We start from the raw sequence: 22,652 nt of genomic DNA, 5'->3' as shown, positions 1-22,652 counted from the left end.
AGTGTTTTAATTAAAATATAAGTATTCTGACTATTTTTTGATCCACCACTGGCTGTCTTTGCGATCAGAACGTTTTACACCATTTGCCAGCGTATAGGCAAATCCGATTCCAAGAGTTTGTTTCAGCTGTGTTTTCTCTATCTGATTATGATCGTATAGCAAATCAACGGTCACATTGGAGGAGATGTATTTATTTACCTTTAAGTTCAGCAAAGCTCCATAGGCAAGAACTAATCTGTCCGGGTGGTCAAGGTAATTCGAGAAGACAGACGCTGTATTGGTTAAATAAATATCTTCCATTATTTTCAATTTATATATTGCCGTTCCCAGAAAACCGAATTGTAATAAAGAAGTATCACCATCATTCTTTAAACCATAATTTCCTGCTGTCTGGAGATCTTTGTCCAGTACAAATGTCCATCTGGCGTTGGTAGGACGTAATGTTACCGTGAGATCATCATTGGGTCTGTACGTGATACCCATCCCGACGTTCAGGTAGCCCGGTGCCATAAAATTGGATATCTTTTTTGCATCAGGATTATTTCCATCTTCATATCCTGCAGCAAACTGTGATTGAAATCCTGCACCCATAGAGAAATACCAGCTTTTTGAGAATTTTCGCCCATAATTGGTAGAAACATTGATAACGTCCTGTGTTTTTCTGATTCCCTGCCCTTTTGTATCATTCTGCCCATATCCAAGAATAATGATATTTTCCCAAAGGTCTTTATCTTTTTCATATGTCAGATTATAATTCATTCCGGCAAGCCATCCCACGTTATTGGCCCCACCTCCTACCCAGTTTGAAAAGGCAGCCTGATTAATCATTAATGTATTTTTTCCTAAAACCGACCAGTATTTTATGGTGTCTACCACTGCGGAATCTTTTTTCAATTCTTCTTGTGCACTTGCATATATTCCTATAAAACAGGAAAGAATCAATAAAAACTTCTTCATTACTCTAAATAATTTTCAATGCAAAAATATTAATATAATTTTTTTAAAAGCTAAATTCAGCTTTAAAAGAACCCATTTCTATAAAGTTTAATGATCTCATAACAAGATATTTCTATAAAATCAATGCCAAATAATGAGTTCAAAAGTTAAATTTAATACCTTTTGTCTTAAAATCAGGCCGGTAGAAACTTATTCATCGACAAATTTTCCGAAATTTATCATTGGCTTTTGATTTGACGTAAAATCCACATGTTCAAAAATGTAATTTCCAAAAGAGCGGTTATCTATCCATTGCTGATGCTTTCAGCAATGTGGTTCGGGTACTTTTTACAAATGCAGGGCTTCTTTCAAAGCTGTTTTGGAGCCATTATTCCCCTCTTACCCGAGGGATTGCTTGGCATTATTACCTCTCCCCTTTTACATGGAAATATTGATCATATTATAGGAAACTCTATTCCGATAGCAGCACTTATGTTTTTGCTGTATCAGTTTTATCCGGTAGTGGCCAACAAAGTCTTTATTATCGGCTGGCTGGCAACAGGACTATTGGTGTGGCTTCTTCCTCCTATTGATATTCTTACCGGTGAATATATGTACACCTGCACCATTGGGGCCAGCGGTGTGGTATATGTGCTTGCCTTTTTCCTTTTCTTCAGCGGCGTTTTTAAATGGAATACGAAACTTCTTACGATTTCAATGCTTGTTGTGCTTTATTATGGCAGTCTGGTATGGGGAATGCTTCCGGAGGAACTGTTCTACAACATGCAGGAACCAAGTAAAATTTCATGGCAGGCCCATCTTTCCGGAGCTGTAGTAGGCAGTATTATCGCCTTTGCCTTTAAAAATGTGGGAGAAAAGAAGAAAAAATTTATCTGGGAGTTTCCGAATTATTACAGCGAAAAGGATGATAAATTATGGCAGGAATACAGGGAAAACCATCCTGAAGATTTTATGGAACTTCCCTACAAGAAAAAGGATGATATCTGGGATCATTTGGATGAATTAAGAAAAAGATAAAACTTATTTCATTACATTTGAAAAAAAACACACATGAATTCCGAAGAATACTTCTATGCCATCGCCCTCCGCGAGTGCAGCCAGATTGGTGATATCCATTTTCATAAGCTTGTCCATACTTTCGGAAGCGCCCAGGAGGTCTGGAAAAGAGCAAAAAAAGAGTATAAACAACTTGATGGAATAGGACAGAAAACAGTTTCAGATATTGGAAATACATCTCATTTGGAATTCGCAGAAGATGAATTAAATTTTTGCGAAAAAAATAATATTCAAATCAGGCTGAAACACCTTAAAGAAACGCCCTCCCTGCTTAACGAATGTAATGACGCACCGGCTATCCTTTATCAAAAAGGGAATATTGAAAATATACAACCTAAGGTAAGTATTGTAGGAACCCGGAATATGACAGCGTATGGGAAACAATTCCTTGACGATTTTTTCGAAGCGACACAATCTTCAAAATATGTAACGGTGAGCGGCCTCGCTTTGGGAATTGACAAAGAGGTTCACGAACAGTCTATTCGTCATCAAAAACCTACGGTGGCTGTTCTTGCCCATGGTTTTAAATATTTATATCCTGCCAAAAACAGAAAACTATCTGAAAAAATTTTACTGGAAGGTGGTGCATTAATCACAGAGTTTAGTTCATCCAGAAAACCGGATCGGGAAAACTTCATCCAGAGAAACAGAATTGTGGCAGGAATATCTCCGGCAACGATTGTAGTGGAAACCGGTTTTGGAGGAGGCTCTGTAAGCACCGCAGCCTTTGCTAATGATTATAATCGTGATGTTTTTGCACTGCCTGGAAAAATTACGGACAGCTCCAGCCAGGGTTGTAATCAGCTGATTTTCCATAATAAAGCGACAGCCATTTCTACCGTGAAAGACCTTATCGGACTCCTTGGATTAAATGAACCCAAAGAAAAAATGGAAGAGTTATTTCCTTATAGTGAGACTATCACCCAATTATCTGATAATCAAAACTTAATATATCAATCTGTTAAAGACCAGCCTCAGATTTCTTTAGATGATCTGGCACAGAAAATTGATCTTCCTACCCACAAAATCTTACCAATAATTTTGGAATTGGAACTTTTAGGGAAAGTAAAATCATTTTCCGGGAGGCAATTCATAGCAATTTAAGATTTAACGATTTCTTAATACTGCATTATTTCACACATAACATTTCATTTTTAATAAAATTTGAACATAAATTATCAATTTAATAATATTACGAAACATTATTATTTAATTTTTAACAATGTTAAAATATAGTGTTGTGAATCTTGAAAAAAAAATTAAATTTGTTGACAATAATATTCAACCTTAATATATGGAACAATATAATATTGACCAGAAAATCCAAGAGTTTATTGCAAAAATTGAAGCAAAAAATCCTAACGAACCGGAATTTTTACAGGCTGTAAAAGAAGTTGCCGTAACCGTAATTCCATTCATTGCTACTAAAAAAGAATATACCGGAATGAAGCTGCTTGAAAGAATGGCTGAAGCTGAAAGAATTATTATTTTCAGAGTTCCATGGGTTGATGACAAAGGAGAAATTCAGGTTAACAGAGGTTTCAGAATTCAAATGAACTCTGCTATTGGACCATACAAAGGAGGAATCCGTTTCCACCCTACTGTAAACTTATCCGTTCTTAAATTCCTAGCTTTCGAGCAGGTATTCAAAAACTCTTTGACAACTCTTCCAATGGGAGGTGGAAAAGGAGGTTCAGATTTTGATCCACAAGGAAAATCTGATATGGAGGTAATGCGTTTCTGCCAGGCTTTCATGACAGAATTATGCAAGCACATCGGTCCTGAAACAGACGTACCTGCAGGAGATATCGGTGTTGGAGCAAGAGAAATCGGATATTTATTCGGACAATACAAGAAAATCAGAAACGAATTTACCGGTGTTCTTACAGGAAAAGGTCTTGCGTATGGAGGTTCATTAATCCGTCCTGAAGCTACAGGATACGGTGTAGTATACTTCGCTGAGCAGATGCTTAAAACGATCGGACAAGATTTCAAAGATAAAATCGTTACAGTATCAGGTTTCGGAAACGTAGCGTGGGGAGTGATCAAAAAAGCAACCGAACTAGGTGCTAAAGTTGTAACAATCTCTGGTCCTGACGGATATATCTACGATAAAGATGGTATCAGCGGAGAAAAGATCGATTATTTATTGGAACTTAGATCTTCAGGAAACAACAGAGCTGAAGACTATGCTAAAAAATATCCATCTGCTGAATTCCACGCTGGAAAACGTCCTTGGGATGTGAAGTGTGATGTTGCCTTCCCTTCTGCAACTCAAAACGAATTAGATTTAGATGATGCAAGAAAATTAGTTGAAAACGGATGTATCTGTGTAACCGAAGCGGCTAACATGCCTTCTACACTTGATGCGATCAACTATTTCTTAGACAATAAAGTATTATTCTCTCCTGGTAAGGCTTCCAATGCTGGAGGTGTTGCGACTTCAGGATTAGAAATGACTCAGAACTCTATCCGTCTGAACTGGACTTCTGAAGAAGTTGACGCAAGATTAAAGGAAATCATGATCGGTATCCACAAAGCTTGCAGAGACTATGGAAAAGACGAGGACGGTTATGTAAACTATGTAAAAGGTGCAAATATTGCCGGCTTCGTAAAAGTAGCAGAAGCAATGTTGGCTCAAGGAGTGGTGTAACAAAAAAAACAAAGGTTGGGAAAAAATCCCGACCTTTTTTGATATAGCCTGTTCCCGGGATAATGGGAAAAAAGTAAAAAGTGAAAGGAGAAAGCGCTGCTATATGCAGTGCTTTTTTTATTTTTATATCATGCAAAACACCTTTACAAATATTGATGAATATATTCTTCTGTTTCCGGTAGAAGTACAGAAGAAGCTTCAAGAACTTAGAAAAGTAATCCATCTACAGGTTCCGGATATTGAAGAATATATTGGGTATCAGATGCCCGCCTTCCGGTACAGAGGAAAACCTTTGGTTTATTTTGCCGGATATAAAAAGCATATCGGATTCTATCCGGGAGCTGAAGGCATCCGTACTTTTGAAACAGATTTTAAAGAGAGAAAATATAAATTCTCTAAAGGAGCCGTGCAATTTCCAATTCATGAAAATCTTCCGCTCGATCTGATCATTAAGATCATCCTGTTCAGGGCACAAGAAATTTGAACAAAAAAAATCCTGAAATACAAGATTTCAGGATTCGACTAGTGTTTGCTAAAGTGCTTACTTTTTCTTCTTTTTGTCTTTCTTTTCCTCTTTAGGAGTATCTGCAGGCTTTGTTGCATCAGTAGGTGTTGTACTTACTGACGGATCAGTTGCCGGTGCAGTTTCCATTGTAGTGGCAGGTGATTTGTCCTGTTGATTCTTTGGATCCGCAGGACTTGTAGTCTGCGTATTCGTTTGTTGGGTTTGAGTTGTCGTAGGGTTATTAGTAGAAGTATCGGCTGGCTTTTGTGGTGTTGACTGTGCTGATACTGCGATTACTCCGACTAATGTAAACGCTGCCGTTAAAAATAACTTTTTCATAATGTAATATTTAAATGATTGTTTAACTTAAACGAAGCATCATTTAGAAAATTATGCGTAAAAAGCTTATTTAACGTACTTTATAATTATTTAAGAGGAATTTGCAAAAATGAGTCCGGTTGAACTGACTGGAAGAGTAGCGCTTGAAACTGCAAGTTTTTTAGAGTAGAAATAACCAACGAGAAGAGTTCTCAGCCCCATCTTCCCTCTTCCTGCAAAGTTACTTCACTATATTCTTCATCATCTTTTCTACGAATTCAAATGCAGCCGGGCAGATTACCGTGTTTTTCAGCATCAGGTTATTGATCTGATAAATCTTCTTACGGTCTGTATGAGGATATTCACGACAGGCTTTCGGTCTTACGTCGTAGATAGAGCATGTATTATCACTGTTCAGAAAAAAGCAGGGAAGATTTTGCAGCACTTTGTCATTATCTTCATCCACTCTTAAAAACTTTGCTTCAAAGTCTGCGGACTTCATTCTGAGATGTTTGGCAATTCGCTCAATATCTTTTTCAGTATAAAGCGGGCCTGTTGTTTTGCAGCAATTGGCACACTGCAGGCAATCAATTTCCTCAAAAACTTCATCGTGGGTTTCCTGCACTACATAGTCGAGATTTTTGGGCGGTTTTTTCTTCAATCCGTCCAGAAATTTCTTGTGCTCTTTCTGCTTTTGTATCGCTTGTTTTTTATAAAAATCTAAATCCATTATTCTTTATTTCTCACTGATTCCGGAAGCTCTTCTTTCTTATATTCATTGATTTTATCCAGATCCAGTACTGTTGAAAGGTTTTCCTTATTTGGATAATACATCGGAACAAATTTGGCCCCATATACAATTTCTCCCGTTGTATATGAAGATCTTTGAACCACCGTGTTTGAAAATACTTCATCAAATGCGCGAACCTGCACAATAAGCTCAATATCCGTATTTTTAAAATCCTCTTCGGAAAAGCCATAAAACGGAGAGTTTTCATCAATTTTATGCACTACAGTCCAGTTGAGCGCCAGTGTATTGATCTTGCTCATCTGTGTTGTAAGCCGGTAAAAATTGCTTTTGGCGATTCCGTTTTCTATTACTTCTATAGCCACTGATACAATTACATCTGCATCCGTCAATGCATTGTTTTTATAGGGAGCAAGCCTGAACATTAATGCTGAAGATTCCTGAAAAGGAGCAATAACTGCTATATCAGAAAATCTAAGATATGCCCGGGGTCTTGAAAATCTTCCGTAGAAAAGCCCTGTTGCAATAGCAAAGGTAAGCAATCCCAGAAAAGCTTCAAATGTGGCTACAAGACTTGCCAAAAAGCCTACAGGAGCTATTCTTCCATATCCAACGGTGGTAAATGTCTGAGAACTGAAGAAAAAGACATCGATAAATTCATTGAGCGGATCACTCTTATCAATTCCGGTAAGATGCTCTACACCAATCAGATAATAAATCATTGCAAACAAAAGATTAATGATAATATAAGCGATAACCAGATAAGATATAAAACGGAATGAGGAGAGATTCAGCATGGTGTGGTACCAGCTTAGCCTGTTAAAAACATTCACTCCCCTTCTCTGAACATTCGGGAGGCCGTCTTTATTGATAAATCTTCCGGATGCATTGGTTCCGAAACCACTGTTTTCCGCATTTTTCTGACGGATTTTTTTTCTGAATCCTCCTGTCATTTTGTAATCATTTTGACTTTATTATATTATGATTGTCCGCTACCCATAAGCCCCTTAATAATCTGCTCATTCTTTCAACATATAAAAAGCAAAGTTAAGAATAGAATCCATTAAGATATCAATGCTTTTTAGTAATCATTTTTAAACTTTACTATTCAGATGGCAGATGGCTTTCTCAGTGGTTTAATTGAACTTTGTCCAGATAACAAAACACAAAAAACAGCAGACATTCAGAATTTCTGCTGTTTTTTTAATGTATATTAAAGTACTTTTAAATCCTTTGCGCAGGTGATTCCATTACCGTAACACTTACATTGCTGACAGATTTTACGATTCCTGACTCTCCATGTATATTGGTAAGAAAATCTGGAAAGCTTTCGATAGGAAAAGCCCAATAATAATGGCCATCTACGGGAGAAGGAAAGTTCGCCTGTAATCTTCCTTTTAATTTCATCGGTACAAAGTATTCAACGGATGATCCCTTCAATTTTGTAAGGACAGAAATTGTTTTTTTAGAATGAGCGGGCACAATGGTCTTGTAGCTGCTGGTTTCGGTAATTTCTTCAGAATTTTCCGTACCTTCCGTGGTATCTCCTCCCACCACAACTTTTGTGGTTGCTGAAGCTTTTGCAACCAGCGGAATATCAACGGATACTGAAGCTGCCACTTCAAATGAACCCGATACAGTACGCTTCCAGGAAGTAGAATATCCTTTTTTATAAGAATACGTTACCGTAATTTCACTTTCTCTGTCGCCATTGTTAATTGCCTCCGTAGTATAGGCATTGTCCGGCAGATCTGCACCGTCTGTTTTTATAGTCACCTCAGGAGTTCCCAAAACAATGGAAACATTAGGGTTTGGAGCTGTATTCCGGGCATCTCCGTCTACAGAAAGGTCAGGATTAAATATAATTCCATCCGGAACCTGGCCGGAATAAGCAAAAACGTTTTTCAACCGTGTTCTTTCTCCGGAATAACTGACATCATATCCCATATCTTTCAGATGATTTGCCTTGAAAGGGATTTCACGCTCTTCATTTGGCGAACTATAGCTGGCACCAAGATTATTATTCCCCGGTAATTTAAACTCATCTACAATTTTCCAGCCCTGCTGAAGCATCTCTGCCTCCGTCATCTGTGATTTGTTTAGTTCAGAATAATTTACTTTTTCCGAATCATCATTAATAGCACTCACTTCATCTCTTGAACATGATACCGAAAACATCAGTAAGAGAATACAAATAGAATTGATTTTTTTGATCATTTTAATAATTTTTTAGTGTTTAATAATTAAATTTACAAAAAATGAATTCTTTTCAGGTGTTTTTTTGCGAATTAATCAAATTTTAATCTTTCATAATTTTTCATTGTATTATTTTATGTTGTGCTCTAAAATACTGTTTACATGAAATTTATCAATTTCCCGACTGAAATTTTTAATACGAATTGTACTAACTTTGAACTATGAAAAAGCTTGAATCAAGAGAAGATATTGAACACCTTGTCAATTCATTTTACAACAAAGTTGTTAAAGATGAAACTATTGGTTTCTTTTTTAATGATATCGCTAAGGTAGACTGGGATCAGCATCTTCCTAAAATGTATTCTTTCTGGGAGTCTATCCTTTTCGGACAGATGACTTATAAAGGAAATCCAATGGGTGTACACTTCCCGATTAACGAGATACAGGCTATGGAACAGAAACATTTTGACCGATGGCTGGAACTTTGGCGCAGCACTATTGAGGAAAACTTCGTAGGGGAAAATGCTGACATGGCGATTTACAAGTCAGAGAATATAGCAAAACTGATGGCTTTCAAAATGGAGCTGGCGAGAAGGTTGTAGTGATACGGGATTCGGGGTACGGGATATAGATATCGAGGTTAACTTCCTGGATTTCTTTTACAAATAAACATATATGTAATTTTGTACTTTTTCTTTTTATGGAACAATCACTGTAAAGATATAGGCTGCCAGATTCACCAAAAGAACGGTTCCGTAAAGGATGTTTGTCTTACCCCGGCTTAATGAAAGCATTACGATAAATACAGATAAAGAAAGCAAAATAATGTCTTTTTTATCCAGCCCTAATACAAGCGGAATATCGTACATGATGCAGACTACTGAAACCGCAGGAATAGTAAGACCAATACTTGCCAGTGCAGAACCCAATGCCAGATTTAAGCTGGACTGGATTTGATTGGCTCTTGCCGCACGGATCGCTGCCACCCCTTCTGGAAGAAGAACCACGGCAGCAATAATGACTCCCACCAGAGATTTCGGAGCTCCAAGGCTTTGTACCATTGCTTCTATGGTATCGGATAACCCTTTCGCCATCAGCACGACAATAACAAGACAAATTACCAGAAAAATAAAGCTGATAAGGGTTTTTGATAACGAAGGTATATAATGTTCTTCAGGATGCTCATCAGGAACAATAAAATAGCTTCTGTGGCGAACGGTCTGTACCATCAGGAAAACCCCGTAAATGGCAAGACACGCAATGGATATAAAAATAAGCTGTGCTTCGTTATAGAAAGGTCCGTTGACACTTGAAGTAAAATTGGGAAGAACAAGGGTAAGTACCAGAATAGAAACAATGCTCACCAGATAAGTAGTTGCTGAAGTTCTTGCAAAGAACTGCTCATGATATTTAACGCCGCCTACCAGAATACATATCCCCAGAATTCCATTAAGAATAAGCATTACGGCAGCAAAAACGGTATCTCTGGCCAGCGTGATCGCCTGATCTCCGCCGGCAACCATCAGCGAGATGATAAGCGCTACTTCAATAATGGTGATACAAAGAGCCAGGATAATCGTTCCGAAAGGTTCTCCTACCTTATGAGCTACTACTTCAGCATGATGTACTGCAGATAAAACACTTCCGATTAATAAAATACCGGCAAGAATATCATAAAGAACACCACTTCCCATCAAACCGGAAAAGTAGTATCCTACTGCCAGAATAGGAAAAATATAGGTATAATGTAAAAGTTCTTTTAGTCTCATATCGTGACTACAAAATACAAAAAATCTATAATAATTTCAATATTAAAAGAAAATATTAATAATATTTTAATGAGGCCAGAAGTTAAAATCCTGATAATCTGTGAACATATGAAACAGAAGCCCAATTCCTATGATCCTGATATTTCCTTTAAAGAACAACAGCAAAAAATACACCGCAATGGCATAATAAGAATGTAAGAAATGAAAACCTATGCTTCCTCTTGAAGGATCAAAAATTGGATTGGCAAAAAGATGGTCAAGATCTACCAGCATGGTAGCAAGAAGAATAAAATATGCCTTTTTCCAGTTTTTCCGATAAAAAATCAATGCAATAAAGACCGGAAAAATAAGATGCAAAAAATAATGGGTAAAAGTTTTGAGCAGTGCGATATCTGATGGAGCCATTTAAGAAAGTTTTATTCGGGTTCTGTGCTTACCACCGTAAAAGTAAGGGTAATTCTCCTTTCTTCGCTTTTATTTTTACCCAATAATTCTGAGCCTTGTTCCCATACAACACGTAATCAATGTCAGAAATGATCTTTTTTTCACTGTTACTCAGCATTTTCAAAGATGAATACAGCAAAGCATTATTTCTGATTATAATATAGTTTTGCTTTAACCGGCTGGGTAATGATATCGGATTTCGGGTTGATTTTATCGTAACACCTTTATTATTTTGCGCGATTTTATTAGGTTGAAAGGGAATTGCAGTAAATTGATTTTCGTTGTTGATCCATTTTTCAGACTGGAAATATTGCCAGGTTTTTTCAGGATCATTACTCAGAATATCGATCATATAGCTGGGCTGGGTGATCTTTTGAACCGTCTTTCTTTCAACTTCATTAAAATTATCATCATATTCATACGTGACGATGGTATCATTGATCTGTCTAAGATCTGCAGCAGCCTTTAAAGATGTTATCTGTGAAGAATCTGCTATACTTTTTTTGAAAAAACGGGTAAAATTCCTGATGTTTTCTTTGTCTAATTCAAGTTCCAGAAAATGATTTCCTTTCTCAGCTTTTGAAGCAATCATATTAAGAATCTCCGGATTTGAATTATTATTGATTTCAATTTCATCCTCCTTTAGCTCAATGGAAAAGTTTCGGATTTTCTGCCCTGAAATGAATGAAATGCTTCCCACTGTATTTTGAATAAAGCGGTCTGCCTCCCAAACATGATGTACAGAATTCTGAAGAAGTCTTTTTTGAAGGGTTTCAAAAGCAAGGTCAGAAGTTCCTGCAATGCAATGGTTCCCATTGATCATAAAGAAAAACTGATCTTTCTGAAAAAGGTTATTTCCTTTGGCTACAAAGTTTTGTTTCTTTAAATAGGTAATGAATTTTTGCGAATCTTTAAGCTCTAAAACACTGTACCATTCTGTAAATTTAGTGCCTTTAATATGAAATATCTGTAGAAAATCCGGAATTCTGATTCCTGAATCTTTCAGTGAACCGGAGCTTTTACTCTTTGCTTTTCTTCCGGACCATTTTGAAGGATGGGTTACTAAACTGAAGAGGTATTGTCCCGTTAATTTCTTCGTGTCGATTAAGACGACTGCATCTGCGCTATCAGGAATATATTGAAGACTTTTATCTTTGTGAAAAGCTATAAAATATACTGCAACAGCCAGCAATAAAAATAACGGGACAATAATCTTTTTTTTGTTCATCTATAAAATTTGAGGCTTCTTTTCTGTTTCTTTAGCTTTAAAAACCTGATCGAATATATCAAAGAAATACATTAAGCTGTTTTCCGAAGAATCTTTGATGTTATAGTTCATTTCAGTCTGGATACTTTCTCCTTTTACTTCCGTTTTATAATACAACTCTCCTACATTTTTTTTGATCGCCTCTAATGTTTTTCTTTCTTTCGGAGTTTTGAATTCTTTGTCTAATCCTGTTAAAAGTTTCTTGATATCCAATCTGCCGGATAAAGGATATTTAGCAGAGTCTTTTGCCCATTTTCTGGAAATATCAGATTGGTTTACCGGTAAATTATTATCTGCAGCACTCATTAAGTACACCACCCCATCTTTCACAGTAAAGAATAACTGATCAACATAACCGCCGTTTTTTTCTTCCTTAAAGGTGTACACATTTCCTTTTTTAGAGAATCTTTCAGAAAACTTTTTATTGGTGGTCAGCATATCAAAAATACGATTCCAATAGCCTTCATTCTCTGTTGCAAAAGCGAAAGTGAAGTTAGGAACAGCGATTTCTTTGGTTTTCTTTACTTCTTTTTCATTGAAATCAGCATCGTATTCATAATCGGTGTATTCTACGGTTTTGGATTTTAATTCATTCAAAACAAAGATTCCGTTTCCAGGTGCAATTTTGGCAATGGCTTCTTCATCCAGTACTATCTTCATAGTTTCCATGATCAGCTCCATTTCTTTTTTGTATTCATTTTCCCCGGAATTCTGAAGAAGGCTGTACATCATGTCGAAACATTTTGCCCCATTCACATTCATGGCATAGTAACCTACACTTTTTTCATTGATCAGCTCCAGCAGTTTTTTGTTTTTCTTCCCTTTATAAATGGCAGAAATATTCTTTTGAATGTCAGCATTTTTGTGCTGATAATTATTGACAAGTCTTACTTTATCTTTATCAAAATACAGATTGTATACATAATTGGAGTTGTACATGTTTTTGAAAAACTGTCCGTAGCCATAATACTTCGTCATTTTTCCATAGATCCCTTCATTTACAATCCTTCCATAGTCTGTGTACACAAAAACATCGGAATTGGCATCTCTGAATGAAAGCATTTCTTTAGGAACTTCAATCTCTAAATTTGAACTGAAATATTGGTCGAAACGATCTTCAGCGTTCTTTTTAACCACCTTAAAATTTTCTCTCCTGATAGAGTCCTGCTCTTTCTGATAGGCTTTATCTTCTTCCTCATCATATTCCGCATCAGGCATTTCCTCTCCATTTTCAGAATTCTCAGCACTTTCTTTCTCTGCAGGATATTTATGATGTTTTTCCAGGTATTTGATATCTTTCTGGATTCTTGCAATCTCGTTGTTGTTTTCTTTAATACTTTCTTTCAGGTATTTGATATCTTCTTTCAGACTTTTAATCTCTTCTTTATAATCGAATGATTTTTCCGGTTCTTCGGTATACACTGTATCTCCCGGCTCTGCGTAAGCGGAGTCCACCACCGCAACTGCTGTACTGTCTGTAACTGCTTCCTCTGCCCAAAGATCCTTATAAGGTTTGGTATAGCTGATCATACTGAGAACGGCACGGCTCCCGTTCCAAGCCACAAAAACATCATCATTGATATCTACGTAAGAATAGTTCTTTCTGCTGGAAACTTCCTGTCCTTTTTTCTTCACAGAATTAATGAACTCCTGAAACTTTTCTTTATTATCAATGATAAAATGAGTATTGTAGGTCTTAATAGAATCATTAAAACTTGCGTAATGGTATTGAACAGCATCGTATTTAATTCCTGTTTTGGAATAATCTGTCCACGAAAGCTTTTCTTTACTCTTTTTGCTGAGCTCATGCAGCAAAGGGTTCAGTTTATCCCAGTTGATTTTGTTATTAAGCTGCTTTCCGTTGACTTCCATGTAAAATACAGCGTCGGAAGGGATTTTCATACTGTTTTGGCCCAAAACCAATGTAAAGCCAAAGAGTATGAAAAATATTTTTTGCGTTTTTAATAAGATAGATTTCATGACTATAGTTTAGAAATTTATTGAAAAAGAATGGTATTTTGAATTTGCTTTTTTTGAAGGATGAGGTCCAGAATATCAGCTTCCAGTTTAAGAGCTTTTTTGTTGGGAGAAAGCACATAAGTAGTATTCGATTGTGATTTCACTGGAGTTTCAAACTGCATGATGGAAGTATATTTCGCATCAGTAAAAACCTCTTTGTCTGCCTTACTCATCTTGTCATAGTCAGCTTTGAAAGTATTGACTTTATTCCTTGTCAAGGTCTTTTTTTCAAGATTCTGACTGTAAACCTGGGTTGGAACCATTTTACCCAATATTTTCTGGGCTTTCAGTTTTTCCAGACCTGCATTAATGTTTTCAATCTTTTTGAAATTACAGCTCAGTTTGATGATGTAATTATCAAAATCCATGGAGGTTTTCACATTGCTGATTCCGGAAGTTCCTTTAAAAATTCTGGCAGCTTCATTGATTTTATTTTCAATTTCTGACTTTTTAGGAACTTTTTTTCCGTTGATGGTTTCCATTTTAGAAATTGAAGCAAGTCTTGTTTTGCTCTTGCTTGCGTTAAGAATAATGGTATATTCTCCTGTACCATCAGCTTTTACGTTCACCTTATCCAGGATATCGAAGCAGCTTGTTAAAAAAAGCAGGGGAAGCAGAAGAAGAAATAGTTTTAATATTTTTTTCATGATCAGGTTAAAAGCACAAAATTACTTAATTCTGGCCTTACATCCTTATAATCTTTGATTTTTTGGGCATAAATAGCTGTTTCCCGGTACTTTTTCAGGGGAAAATACGGTATTGCTTCCGTATATTATTTTTTAAACACGCCCTTTAAGATAATCCTGGCGAAGATCTTCATCCAGCTTTTCAATAGCATACCGAAGGCAGGTTCTGGGCATTTCTTTGTAGTACAGATTCAGATAGCTGATCAGTTCTCCTTCATTTTTATTTCCCATTTCTCTTAGCAGCCATCCATTTGCTTTGTGCATCAGGTCATGGGAGTGTTTAAGATTTCTGGTAACAAATTCTTTGGTCAGATCAAATGAACCTTTTTTTATATAATGCATTGTTCCGACAACAGCAATCCTTTTATGCCACATCTCATCAGATTCCGAGAGTTGCTTAAGAAGGCTTTCTTTCTGATTTTCAAAAGCATATCTGCCTAAAATTTTATAGCAGGTAGAATCTACAAGATCCCAGTTATTGATATAAGGAAGATGATCCAGATAAAAAGCGACCACTTCTTCTTTTACTGCCTTATCTTTCGTTTTCTCAAATTTTAAAATAAGCATAAAAAGAGCTGTCAGCCTATGTTCATGATATGTTGAAGAAAGTAATGTGCTGAGTTCTTTTAAGCTTATTTTTGAGTAATATTCTTTTGCAACAGAGCGCTGATCCGGAACTTTTACGCCCAGAAACAAGTCGCCTTCGCCATATTCTCCTTTTCCTGTTTTGAAAAATCTCGGAAAAAACTCCGCCTTTTCAGGAATGGATAAAACAGCAAGCGCTTCCTGTATTTCTTTAACAATGCTCATATGATTTTAAGCGTTTTCTTCTACAGCAATATTTTCCTTCTCCTCTTCTTCTTTGGCAATCTTATTCGGATTGGCCACTTTAGCAATGGTAAGTCCCTGAACAATGATTGAGAATACGACAACACAGTAGGTAATACTTAAAATAATTTCACTGTATTCACTTTTAGGGATAGACATCGCCAATGCAATGGAAACTCCTCCCCGGATTCCTCCCCAAACCAGGACTTTCACCGTCTGTGGGCTGAAACTTCTTCTCAGGGAAGTAAATTTTGTAGGTCCCCAGATCGAAATAAATCTTGCCAGCAAAACTACCACAATGGCCACTAAGCCCGGAATCATGAAATGTCTGAGATCTTTAATCATCAAAAGTTCAAACCCAATAAACAGGAATAATACAGCATTCAGGATTTCATCAATCAATTCCCAGAATTTGATCAGATAATCCTGGGTAACAGACTTCATTTTGAAACTTCTGTTGAAATTTCCCATAAATAATCCTGCCGCCACCATAGTCAATGGACCTGATATATGCATCTGACGGGCAATAAGATAACCTCCCATTACCACCGAAAGCGTTACTAATACGGAAATAATATAATCGTCCACTTCACGCATCAATCTTGAAGTAACCCATCCTAACAGAACCCCGAGTAAAAGACCTCCACCAGCTTCCTTAAGGAGAAGCAATCCTATCGTTTCAACACTCAGATCCACTTCTTTTCCGATCGCCAGCTGCAAAATCACTGTAAAGACCACAACTGCCATACCGTCATTGAAAAGAGACTCTCCGGCCACTTTTGTTTCCAGTGATTTGGATACATTGGCTTGCTTAAGGACACTCAGAACCGCTACCGGATCGGTAGGAGAAATCAAGGCACCGAAAACAAGACAGTAGATAAAAGGAAGTTTAACCCCCACATAAGGAAGCAGATAAAACATTCCAAATCCTACTACAAAAGTAGAAATCACAACCCCTACTGTGGAAAATATTACTACAGGTCTGAACTGTTCTTTGAGGTCATTAATATTAATATGAATTCCTCCTGCAAAGAGCAGAAAATTAAGCATGGCACCCATCAGAACTTCTGTAAAATCAATTCCGTTCATCAGGTTATGAAGATGTCCGAAAGTTCTGGGAAGAACCGTTTCTCCGAAAAGGACCAGAAAAATGGAAACCACAATGGCAATGACCATAATTCCGATGGTACTCGGAAGTTTTAAAAACCTATAGTTAAGATAGGCAAATATTGATGCTAATACGATTAATGCTGAAAATGAATAATATAATTCCACTAAGTGTTTTTATTTTAAGATTAATTGGTGAGTTCCAAATAGAGTATTTTGATATAAATCTGCTTCCCGTCCTTTTCCCATATATCAAACATCGCATCTTTAGAAGCTTTTGAACTCCTGGTATAATCCTGTCCTATATTCAGAATGTTGAGCAGAATATACTCATCTCCTACCGAATTGACGATATAGGCTGTTTTCTCGGATTTTCCGTCTCCGGAACTTCTTATTCCTTCGGTAAGGGTACGGAACTGATTCAGATGGTGTACAAAGTTATTTCCATCTTTTACCGAGTCGTAAGCCCTAAGAAGGATCAACAGAATATCCAGGTTGGTAGGATCCTTACCATACAAAGCTTTTCCCTGCTTGATACAGTCTGCAAAATTATTTTGCTTAAAGGCTTCTACAAGACTTTTAAAACTATCATCTGATGTACTTATTTTATCGTTTCTAAAATTTCTTCCATAATACAGATATTGAGCTTCTATGCTATCCAGAGACTTTGGGTATCCTTTAAATTTGAAAATAAGCTTCTCGTAATTGTACGGCGAATCGGAAGTCCTGAGACTTTTCTCAATAGCTTTTAAATCAATTTTTGATTTCTGGCTGAACCCAAAAACCGAAAACATGATGAATAAAAGGAAAAAGTGATACTTCATTAATTGTTGCTTTCTTCTTCGTCGTTGTCGAAATATTCGAAAAGAAAATCGTTGTATGGAAATCTGGAAATATGAATCTTCATGACCTCATCATAGATCATTTTCTTCATTTCCGGGAAGTTTTCTTTCGTTAATGCAGAGATGAAAACTGTCGGATACTTTGACTTTGCCATCCACGTCTTTTTCCATTCCTCAAGAGAAATATTTTTACGGGTTGAAGGCGTAAGATCATCTTCATCCTTTTTCTCATAGCTGAAATCGTCAATTTTATTAAAAACCATAATCATTGGCTTCTGATGAGCGTTGATTTCCATCAGGATATGATTTACAGATTCTATATGATCTTCAAAGCTTTCGTGAGAAATATCCACCACATGGATCAAAAGATCGGCTTCACGAACCTCATCCAATGTAGATTTAAAAGATTCTACCAGCTGAGTAGGAAGTTTTCTGATAAACCCTACGGTGTCTGTCAACAGAAACGGTAAATTTCCAATTACCACTTTTCTTACCGTGGTATCCAGCGTAGCGAATAATTTATTTTCAGCAAAAACTTCAGATTTTGAAATGGAATTCATCAGGGTAGATTTCCCTACGTTGGTATATCCTACCAAAGCAGCACGAACCACTTTCCCACGGTTGTTACGCTGGGTAGCCATCTGCTTGTCTATCGTCTTCAGTTTCTCTTTCAGCAATGTAATTCTGTCACGGATTATACGACGGTCAGTCTCAATCTCCGTTTCCCCGGGACCTCTCATCCCGATTCCCCCTTTCTGACGCTCAAGGTGGGTCCACATTCTTGTCAGTCGTGGTAAAAGATACTGGTATTGTGCCAGCTCCACCTGTGTTCTTGCATATGAAGTCTGTGCTCTCTGGGCAAAAATATCAAGAATAAGATTGGTACGGTCCAGGATTTTAACCTCCATTTCCCTTTCCAGGTTTTTAAGCTGTGAAGGAGAGAGTTCATCATCGAAAATTACGGTTCCGATCTCGTTTTCTTTTACATATTCTTTTATCTCGATGGCTTTTCCGCTACCGATAAAGGTTTTGGAATCAGGCTGAGTTAATTTTTGGGTAAAGCGCTTTTGTACGGTTGCTCCTGCTGTGAAAGCTAAAAACTCAAGTTCATCCAAATACTCCGTCAGTTTTTCTTCATCCTGATTCTGGGTAATAACACCCACCAGGACAGCTTTCTCATAGTTATGTTCTTTCTTTTCTAACATTAAGTTCTGTCTATGTTTATGATTTTTACAAGTTAATATTTTTCAGAAAAAAAACAAAATCAATTTTTACTTAATAACATATTTTAATATAAATTTAAGTTTACTGATGAATGATTTATAAAAAATCAATAACTTTATATAATAAATTTCTGATTTTTAATTATTTAAATCAAAAACTAATCTCCGGAATATCATGGTTACCCATATCAAATGTATGATTATTGATGATGATGAACTGGACAGGCTGGTTCTTCAGCATTATATCAGGCAATATCAAAACATTGAAATTGTTGCCACTTTCGACTCTGCTGAAAAGGCAGTTCCCTATCTTGATATTCCCGTTGATCTCCTGATTACCGAAACCAATTTAAGGGGTATGAACGGTCTTGAGTTCAGAAAGCTGGCCCATAAGATCCCTGCCTGTATTTTCGTAAGCTCTCATCCCGAACTGGCTGCCGGAGCTTTTGAGATTAATACTTTAGATTTTATTACCAAACCGCTTACCGCAGAACGATTTCATTATTCCATGGAAAAGCTTTTTGATTTTTTTGAAGTAAAAGAGAAATGTGAATGCTATGATGCCATGGTGGGAGAAAACTGCATCAAAATAAAAGAGGGTGGTCATGTTTTTCAGATTAAGATGAAAGATATTCTCTACCTGGAAGCTCTGAAAGATTACACCAGAATCATCACACTGGAAAAAAATCATTGTATTTTAAATTCGCTGGGAAATCTTCTGCAAAAAAGTTTTTTTAATTCTTTTGTCAGAATACACAGAAGCTATGCTGTCCCGCGTCATCTTATCCGCGGAAAAAGCTGTCACGAAATAGAACTTCCGCATCGTATAAAACTTCCTATTGGCCGAACTTACAAGGACAATCTTTCTTTTTTTAATCCTTAAAAATACATCATAATAATTCACCAATGCCATTGGTCGATTATTTCTGCCGTTGGTCTATTTTCCTGCCAATCAATGGAGATAGGTGGTAATTTAGTCTTCCCAAATTCCCCAAGAAAACACATCTATTAATCACCAAAACTGTTATCCATGGAAAGAATATCTATTTACTGTATTATTCTGTCTGTCTTTTCCATCCCCATACTGCACGCACAATCTGCAGTTTTGGCAACCGGACTGGATGCATCAGGAGCTAATGGTTTTGTTTCTTACAGTGTAGGCCAGACAACCTACCTCGAAAAAGGAACAGGACAGATTCTCGAAGGTGTTCAACAATCTTATGAGGTTGTTACGCTTACTACTCATGAAAACACATCGGAACTGAACGGCATTTTGCTTTATCCAAATCCTTTCAGAGATTATTTGTATTTGGATTTTACCTCAAATAATTTTAAAGGATCAGAATATCAGTTATTTGATGCTCAGGGCAAACTGGTAAAAAAAGACGAGATTTCACAATCAAAATCTGAGCTTAATTTCTCCTCACTTCCTTCTGCTATGTACATTATCAGAATTATCCAAAATGGGGAAAATATCAAAACTTTTAAAATCATTAAAAAATAAAACGCCATGAAAAAAATATTATCACTGTTTTGGATTCTGATAGGTTTCTTTATGGGACTTTCTCAGGCTCCGGAAAAAATGAGTTACCAGGCTGTCATGAGAAACGGATCCGGACAACTTTTAGTCAATCAGGCCATTGCTGTAAAAGTAAGCATATTACAGGGATCTCCTGCCGGAGCCGCAGTCTACTCTGAAAGACTCACCGGAAACACAAATGCCAACGGACTTATCAGCCTTGAAATAGGAACCGGAACTGTACTTACAGGAACATTCGCTACCATCAACTGGCCTGCAGGAAGCTATTATCTAAAAACAGAAACAGATCCTGCCGGAGGAACCAGCTATACCATAGTAGGAACCAGCCAGCTGTTAAGTGTTCCTTATGCAATGTATGCCAAATCTGCGGGTGGCGGCGGCGGAAGCTTTGCCATTCCTTACAGCACAACTGTTAATAATGCTTCGACTCTGTTTTCATTGATCAACGATGGAGATGGTACTTCTCTTGAGGGAGTAAGTAATGCTACCACATCCAATATTTCTGCAGTAAGAGGAATTGTAAACAGTGCTTCTCCCGGTGGATTTTCCAGTGCTGTACGTGGTATTAACAATGGTACAGGAGGACTTGGAGTCGGGGTTTACGGAAGCCAGGCCGGAAGCGGCTGGGGAGTATATGGTGTTACTCCGAACGGACTGGGTGTATATGGTAATGCCAGTGCCAACGGAACCGGGGTTTACGCCAACAGTAATACAGGAACAGGTCTTACTGCTACCAGTAATAACGGGATTCCCGCAAGTATTTCAATCTTTAATAATGCGAATAATAATGTTGCCCTCAGTGCATCCAGTGTAGGAAACGGTACGGTTATCAATGTTACCACTTCAGGAAACGGAGCCGGAGTCAGAAGTTCTACAGGAGCCGGATTCGGGCTGCATGGAATAACTTCCTCACAGACTTCCGCCGGTGTTGTAGGTGATAACAATGGTGGTGGTGAAGCTGTAGTGGGCAGAACCACCAGCGATATTGCCGGAGCAGTCGTAGGCCGTAATGACGGAGGCGGATATGGAGTAAGAGGATTTGTAGCGACCAATACAGCCGGAACGGGTATCGGTGTTTACGGTCAGGTAGGTTTAAATAACAGTACCGGACGTGCGGGAAGATTTGAAAATTTCAACAATACAAATACTGATGCTAATACTTTTGAAGTGGCATCTAACGGAAATGGAAACATCCCTGATAATACCAAAGGCAATGCTGCTTCTTTTGTACTCAATAATACCAATAGTGTTGGAGCTGCTGTAAGAGGGGAAGTCAATACTATTTTTGGAAATTTTGGTGCTGCCGCTATTTTTGGTGTTTCATCCGGAACCGGAGGGCGAGCCGGGCTATTTTACGCTTCCAATCCTGCCGGAAACGGATCATCACTGATCGCTTTGACAGACGGTAACGGTAACGCCATTACAGCCAATGCGGGTAAAGACGGCAATGGGGTTGAAACCAATATTGACGGTGCCGGAAATGCGCTTTATGCATGGGTTCCTACTTTTGCTACAGGACGTGCAGGAAGATTTAATATTTTCAATGAATCAAACACCAGCGATGTTATCACTGTAACCACTGTTGGAAACGGTATTGCAGGTAATTTCAAGGTAGATAAAGTGACCGGAACCTCTCCTGCAGTAAGAGGAGAAGTCAATTCTCAGTTTGCCAACTTCGGCACAGCAGGAATTTATGGAATATCTTCCGGAACCGGAGGATACGCAGGTCTATTCCACGCTTCCAATCCTGCCGGAAACGGCCCTGCCTTGATTGCCATTGCAGATGGTAACGGTAATGGTATCACCGCTAATGCATCCAACACTGGAGATGGTGTAGAAACCACTGCAGACGGAACAGGAAATGCTATCTATGCCTGGGTTCCTAATTTTGGACAAGGACGAGCTGCAAGATTTGTAAATTACAATACGGCCAATACCAATCCAGCACTTACTGTTGAAACCCACAGCAACGGATCTATTGCTTTATTTAAGTCCGGAAATCCGGGTACAGTGAATGTAGCAAGAATCAATTCTGCAGGACGTGGATTTTTTAACGGCGGAACTCAAAACAGCGGTGCTGACGTTGCTGAAGCGTTTGATGTAAACGGAAGTATTGCCCAGTATGAACCCGGTGATATTCTGGTCATCTCAACCAGCGCAGACAGAACCGTTGAAAAATCATCAACACCTTATTCTGGTCTTGTGGCAGGTGTATATGCTACCAAACCTGGTGTACTTCTCACAGAAGAACATATTGACACTGATATTTCTGATAAAGTTCCAATGGGTGTCATTGGTGTCATTCCGACCAAGGTATGTCTTGAGAACGGAAAAATAAAAAGAGGAGACCTTTTGGTAACTTCATCTAAAGCAGGTGTTGCCATGAAAGCAGATATCAAAAAGGTAAAAATAGGACAGGTAATCGGAAAAGCACTTCAGGATTATGACCAAAAAGAGATTGGAAAAATTCAAGTATTAGTCAACATAAAATAAA

Annotated in this window: 22 protein-coding genes; 8 read left to right on the top strand and 14 right to left on the bottom strand. The window is 37.6% G+C overall.

What is annotated here, in order from left to right; translation table 11 throughout:
* Positions 1-30: 30 nt before the first annotated feature.
* Positions 31-957 carry a DUF3078 domain-containing protein gene (locus tag ACLI50_RS15145; protein WP_343643820.1) on the bottom strand — a complete coding sequence of 309 codons (927 nt, stop codon included), beginning with the start codon at positions 955-957 and terminating at the stop codon, positions 31-33.
* A gap of 249 nt (positions 958-1,206) precedes the next feature.
* On the opposite strand from ACLI50_RS15145, the gene ACLI50_RS15140 reads away from it, so the two are divergent.
* The 4 genes from ACLI50_RS15140 to ACLI50_RS15125 all read left to right on the top strand — a co-directional run bounded on the left by ACLI50_RS15140 (position 1,207) and on the right by ACLI50_RS15125 (position 5,150).
* Positions 1,207-1,974 carry a rhomboid family intramembrane serine protease gene (locus ACLI50_RS15140; RefSeq protein ID WP_227941208.1) on the top strand — a complete coding sequence of 256 codons (768 nt, stop codon included), beginning with the start codon at positions 1,207-1,209 and terminating at the stop codon, positions 1,972-1,974.
* 33 nt (positions 1,975-2,007) lie between these two features.
* The gene (dprA, locus tag ACLI50_RS15135) at positions 2,008-3,117 is read left to right on the top strand and encodes a DNA-processing protein DprA (protein WP_411414149.1); all 1,110 of its coding nucleotides are present in this window, start codon (positions 2,008-2,010) and stop codon (positions 3,115-3,117) included.
* A 190-nt stretch (positions 3,118-3,307) separates the two neighbouring features.
* The gene (gene gdhA / locus ACLI50_RS15130) at positions 3,308-4,666 is read left to right on the top strand and encodes an NADP-specific glutamate dehydrogenase (RefSeq protein WP_062673086.1); all 1,359 of its coding nucleotides are present in this window, start codon (positions 3,308-3,310) and stop codon (positions 4,664-4,666) included.
* Between the two features lie 130 nt (positions 4,667-4,796).
* A complete protein-coding gene (locus tag ACLI50_RS15125; RefSeq protein WP_202841929.1) occupies positions 4,797-5,150 on the top strand; it encodes an iron chaperone in 354 nt (117 codons plus the stop codon).
* A gap of 57 nt (positions 5,151-5,207) precedes the next feature.
* Here the strand turns inward: ACLI50_RS15125 and ACLI50_RS15120 are convergent, their stop codons facing one another.
* From ACLI50_RS15120 to ACLI50_RS15105, 4 genes are all read right to left on the bottom strand, one after another.
* Positions 5,208-5,510, bottom strand: coding sequence for a hypothetical protein (locus ACLI50_RS15120; protein ID WP_110009093.1), 303 nt, complete (start codon positions 5,508-5,510; stop codon positions 5,208-5,210).
* A 220-nt stretch (positions 5,511-5,730) separates the two neighbouring features.
* On the bottom strand, positions 5,731-6,219 hold the full coding sequence (locus tag ACLI50_RS15115; protein WP_202841937.1) for a YkgJ family cysteine cluster protein: 489 nt from the start codon (positions 6,217-6,219) through the stop codon (positions 5,731-5,733).
* On the bottom strand, positions 6,219-7,190 hold the full coding sequence (locus ACLI50_RS15110; protein ID WP_202841939.1) for an ion channel: 972 nt from the start codon (positions 7,188-7,190) through the stop codon (positions 6,219-6,221). Before ACLI50_RS15110 ends, ACLI50_RS15115 begins: the two co-directional genes overlap by 1 nt.
* Before the next feature lie 271 nt (positions 7,191-7,461).
* Positions 7,462-8,454, bottom strand: coding sequence for a hypothetical protein (locus tag ACLI50_RS15105; RefSeq protein WP_411414148.1), 993 nt, complete (start codon positions 8,452-8,454; stop codon positions 7,462-7,464).
* A 200-nt stretch (positions 8,455-8,654) separates the two neighbouring features.
* On the opposite strand from ACLI50_RS15105, the gene ACLI50_RS15100 reads away from it, so the two are divergent.
* Positions 8,655-9,035, top strand: coding sequence for a group III truncated hemoglobin (locus tag ACLI50_RS15100; RefSeq protein ID WP_202841943.1), 381 nt, complete (start codon positions 8,655-8,657; stop codon positions 9,033-9,035).
* 96 nt (positions 9,036-9,131) lie between these two features.
* Here the strand turns inward: ACLI50_RS15100 and ACLI50_RS15095 are convergent, their stop codons facing one another.
* The 9 genes from ACLI50_RS15095 to hflX all read right to left on the bottom strand — a co-directional run bounded on the left by ACLI50_RS15095 (position 9,132) and on the right by hflX (position 18,600).
* On the bottom strand, positions 9,132-10,202 hold the full coding sequence (locus tag ACLI50_RS15095) for a calcium:cation antiporter (RefSeq protein ID WP_411414147.1): 1,071 nt from the start codon (positions 10,200-10,202) through the stop codon (positions 9,132-9,134).
* 66 nt (positions 10,203-10,268) lie between these two features.
* Positions 10,269-10,607 carry a DUF6122 family protein gene (locus ACLI50_RS15090; protein ID WP_202841947.1) on the bottom strand — a complete coding sequence of 113 codons (339 nt, stop codon included), beginning with the start codon at positions 10,605-10,607 and terminating at the stop codon, positions 10,269-10,271.
* 28 nt (positions 10,608-10,635) lie between these two features.
* A complete protein-coding gene (locus ACLI50_RS15085; protein ID WP_411414146.1) occupies positions 10,636-11,874 on the bottom strand; it encodes a hypothetical protein in 1,239 nt (412 codons plus the stop codon).
* The gene (locus tag ACLI50_RS15080) at positions 11,875-13,815 is read right to left on the bottom strand and encodes a hypothetical protein (RefSeq protein WP_411414145.1); all 1,941 of its coding nucleotides are present in this window, start codon (positions 13,813-13,815) and stop codon (positions 11,875-11,877) included.
* 95 nt (positions 13,816-13,910) lie between these two features.
* Positions 13,911-14,579 (bottom strand): hypothetical protein, encoded by a 669-nt coding sequence (locus ACLI50_RS15075; protein WP_411414144.1) that lies wholly within the window; start codon positions 14,577-14,579, stop codon positions 13,911-13,913.
* A gap of 132 nt (positions 14,580-14,711) precedes the next feature.
* Positions 14,712-15,428, bottom strand: a complete 717-nt coding sequence (locus ACLI50_RS15070) for a DNA alkylation repair protein (RefSeq protein ID WP_411414143.1) — start codon at positions 15,426-15,428, stop codon at positions 14,712-14,714.
* 6 nt (positions 15,429-15,434) lie between these two features.
* Positions 15,435-16,721, bottom strand: a complete 1,287-nt coding sequence (locus ACLI50_RS15065) for a cation:proton antiporter (RefSeq protein WP_411414142.1) — start codon at positions 16,719-16,721, stop codon at positions 15,435-15,437.
* Positions 16,722-16,741: 20 nt separating this feature from the next.
* Complete coding sequence (locus ACLI50_RS15060) at positions 16,742-17,377, bottom strand: DUF4919 domain-containing protein (protein ID WP_202841956.1); 636 nt, start codon at positions 17,375-17,377, stop codon at positions 16,742-16,744.
* Positions 17,377-18,600 carry a GTPase HflX gene (gene hflX, locus ACLI50_RS15055; RefSeq protein ID WP_062673053.1) on the bottom strand — a complete coding sequence of 408 codons (1,224 nt, stop codon included), beginning with the start codon at positions 18,598-18,600 and terminating at the stop codon, positions 17,377-17,379. Before hflX ends, ACLI50_RS15060 begins: the two co-directional genes overlap by 1 nt.
* A gap of 193 nt (positions 18,601-18,793) precedes the next feature.
* Here hflX and ACLI50_RS15050 point away from each other — a divergent pair, with 193 nt between their 5' ends.
* From ACLI50_RS15050 to ACLI50_RS15040, 3 genes are all read left to right on the top strand, one after another.
* Entirely contained in the window at positions 18,794-19,501 is a 708-nt protein-coding gene (locus ACLI50_RS15050) for a LytR/AlgR family response regulator transcription factor (protein ID WP_238349669.1), read from the top strand.
* Positions 19,502-19,648: 147 nt separating this feature from the next.
* The gene (locus tag ACLI50_RS15045; protein ID WP_202841958.1) at positions 19,649-20,122 is read left to right on the top strand and encodes a T9SS type A sorting domain-containing protein; all 474 of its coding nucleotides are present in this window, start codon (positions 19,649-19,651) and stop codon (positions 20,120-20,122) included.
* A gap of 6 nt (positions 20,123-20,128) precedes the next feature.
* Positions 20,129-22,651, top strand: a complete 2,523-nt coding sequence (locus ACLI50_RS15040) for a beta strand repeat-containing protein (RefSeq protein WP_411414141.1) — start codon at positions 20,129-20,131, stop codon at positions 22,649-22,651.
* The last annotated feature ends 1 nt before the right edge of the window (position 22,652 follow it).

It is taken from the genome of Chryseobacterium cupriresistens (assembly GCF_046614675.1).
GTDB lineage: Bacteria > Bacteroidota > Bacteroidia > Flavobacteriales > Weeksellaceae > Chryseobacterium > Chryseobacterium cupriresistens.
This window is presented reverse-complemented; position numbering and strand designations above follow the sequence as displayed.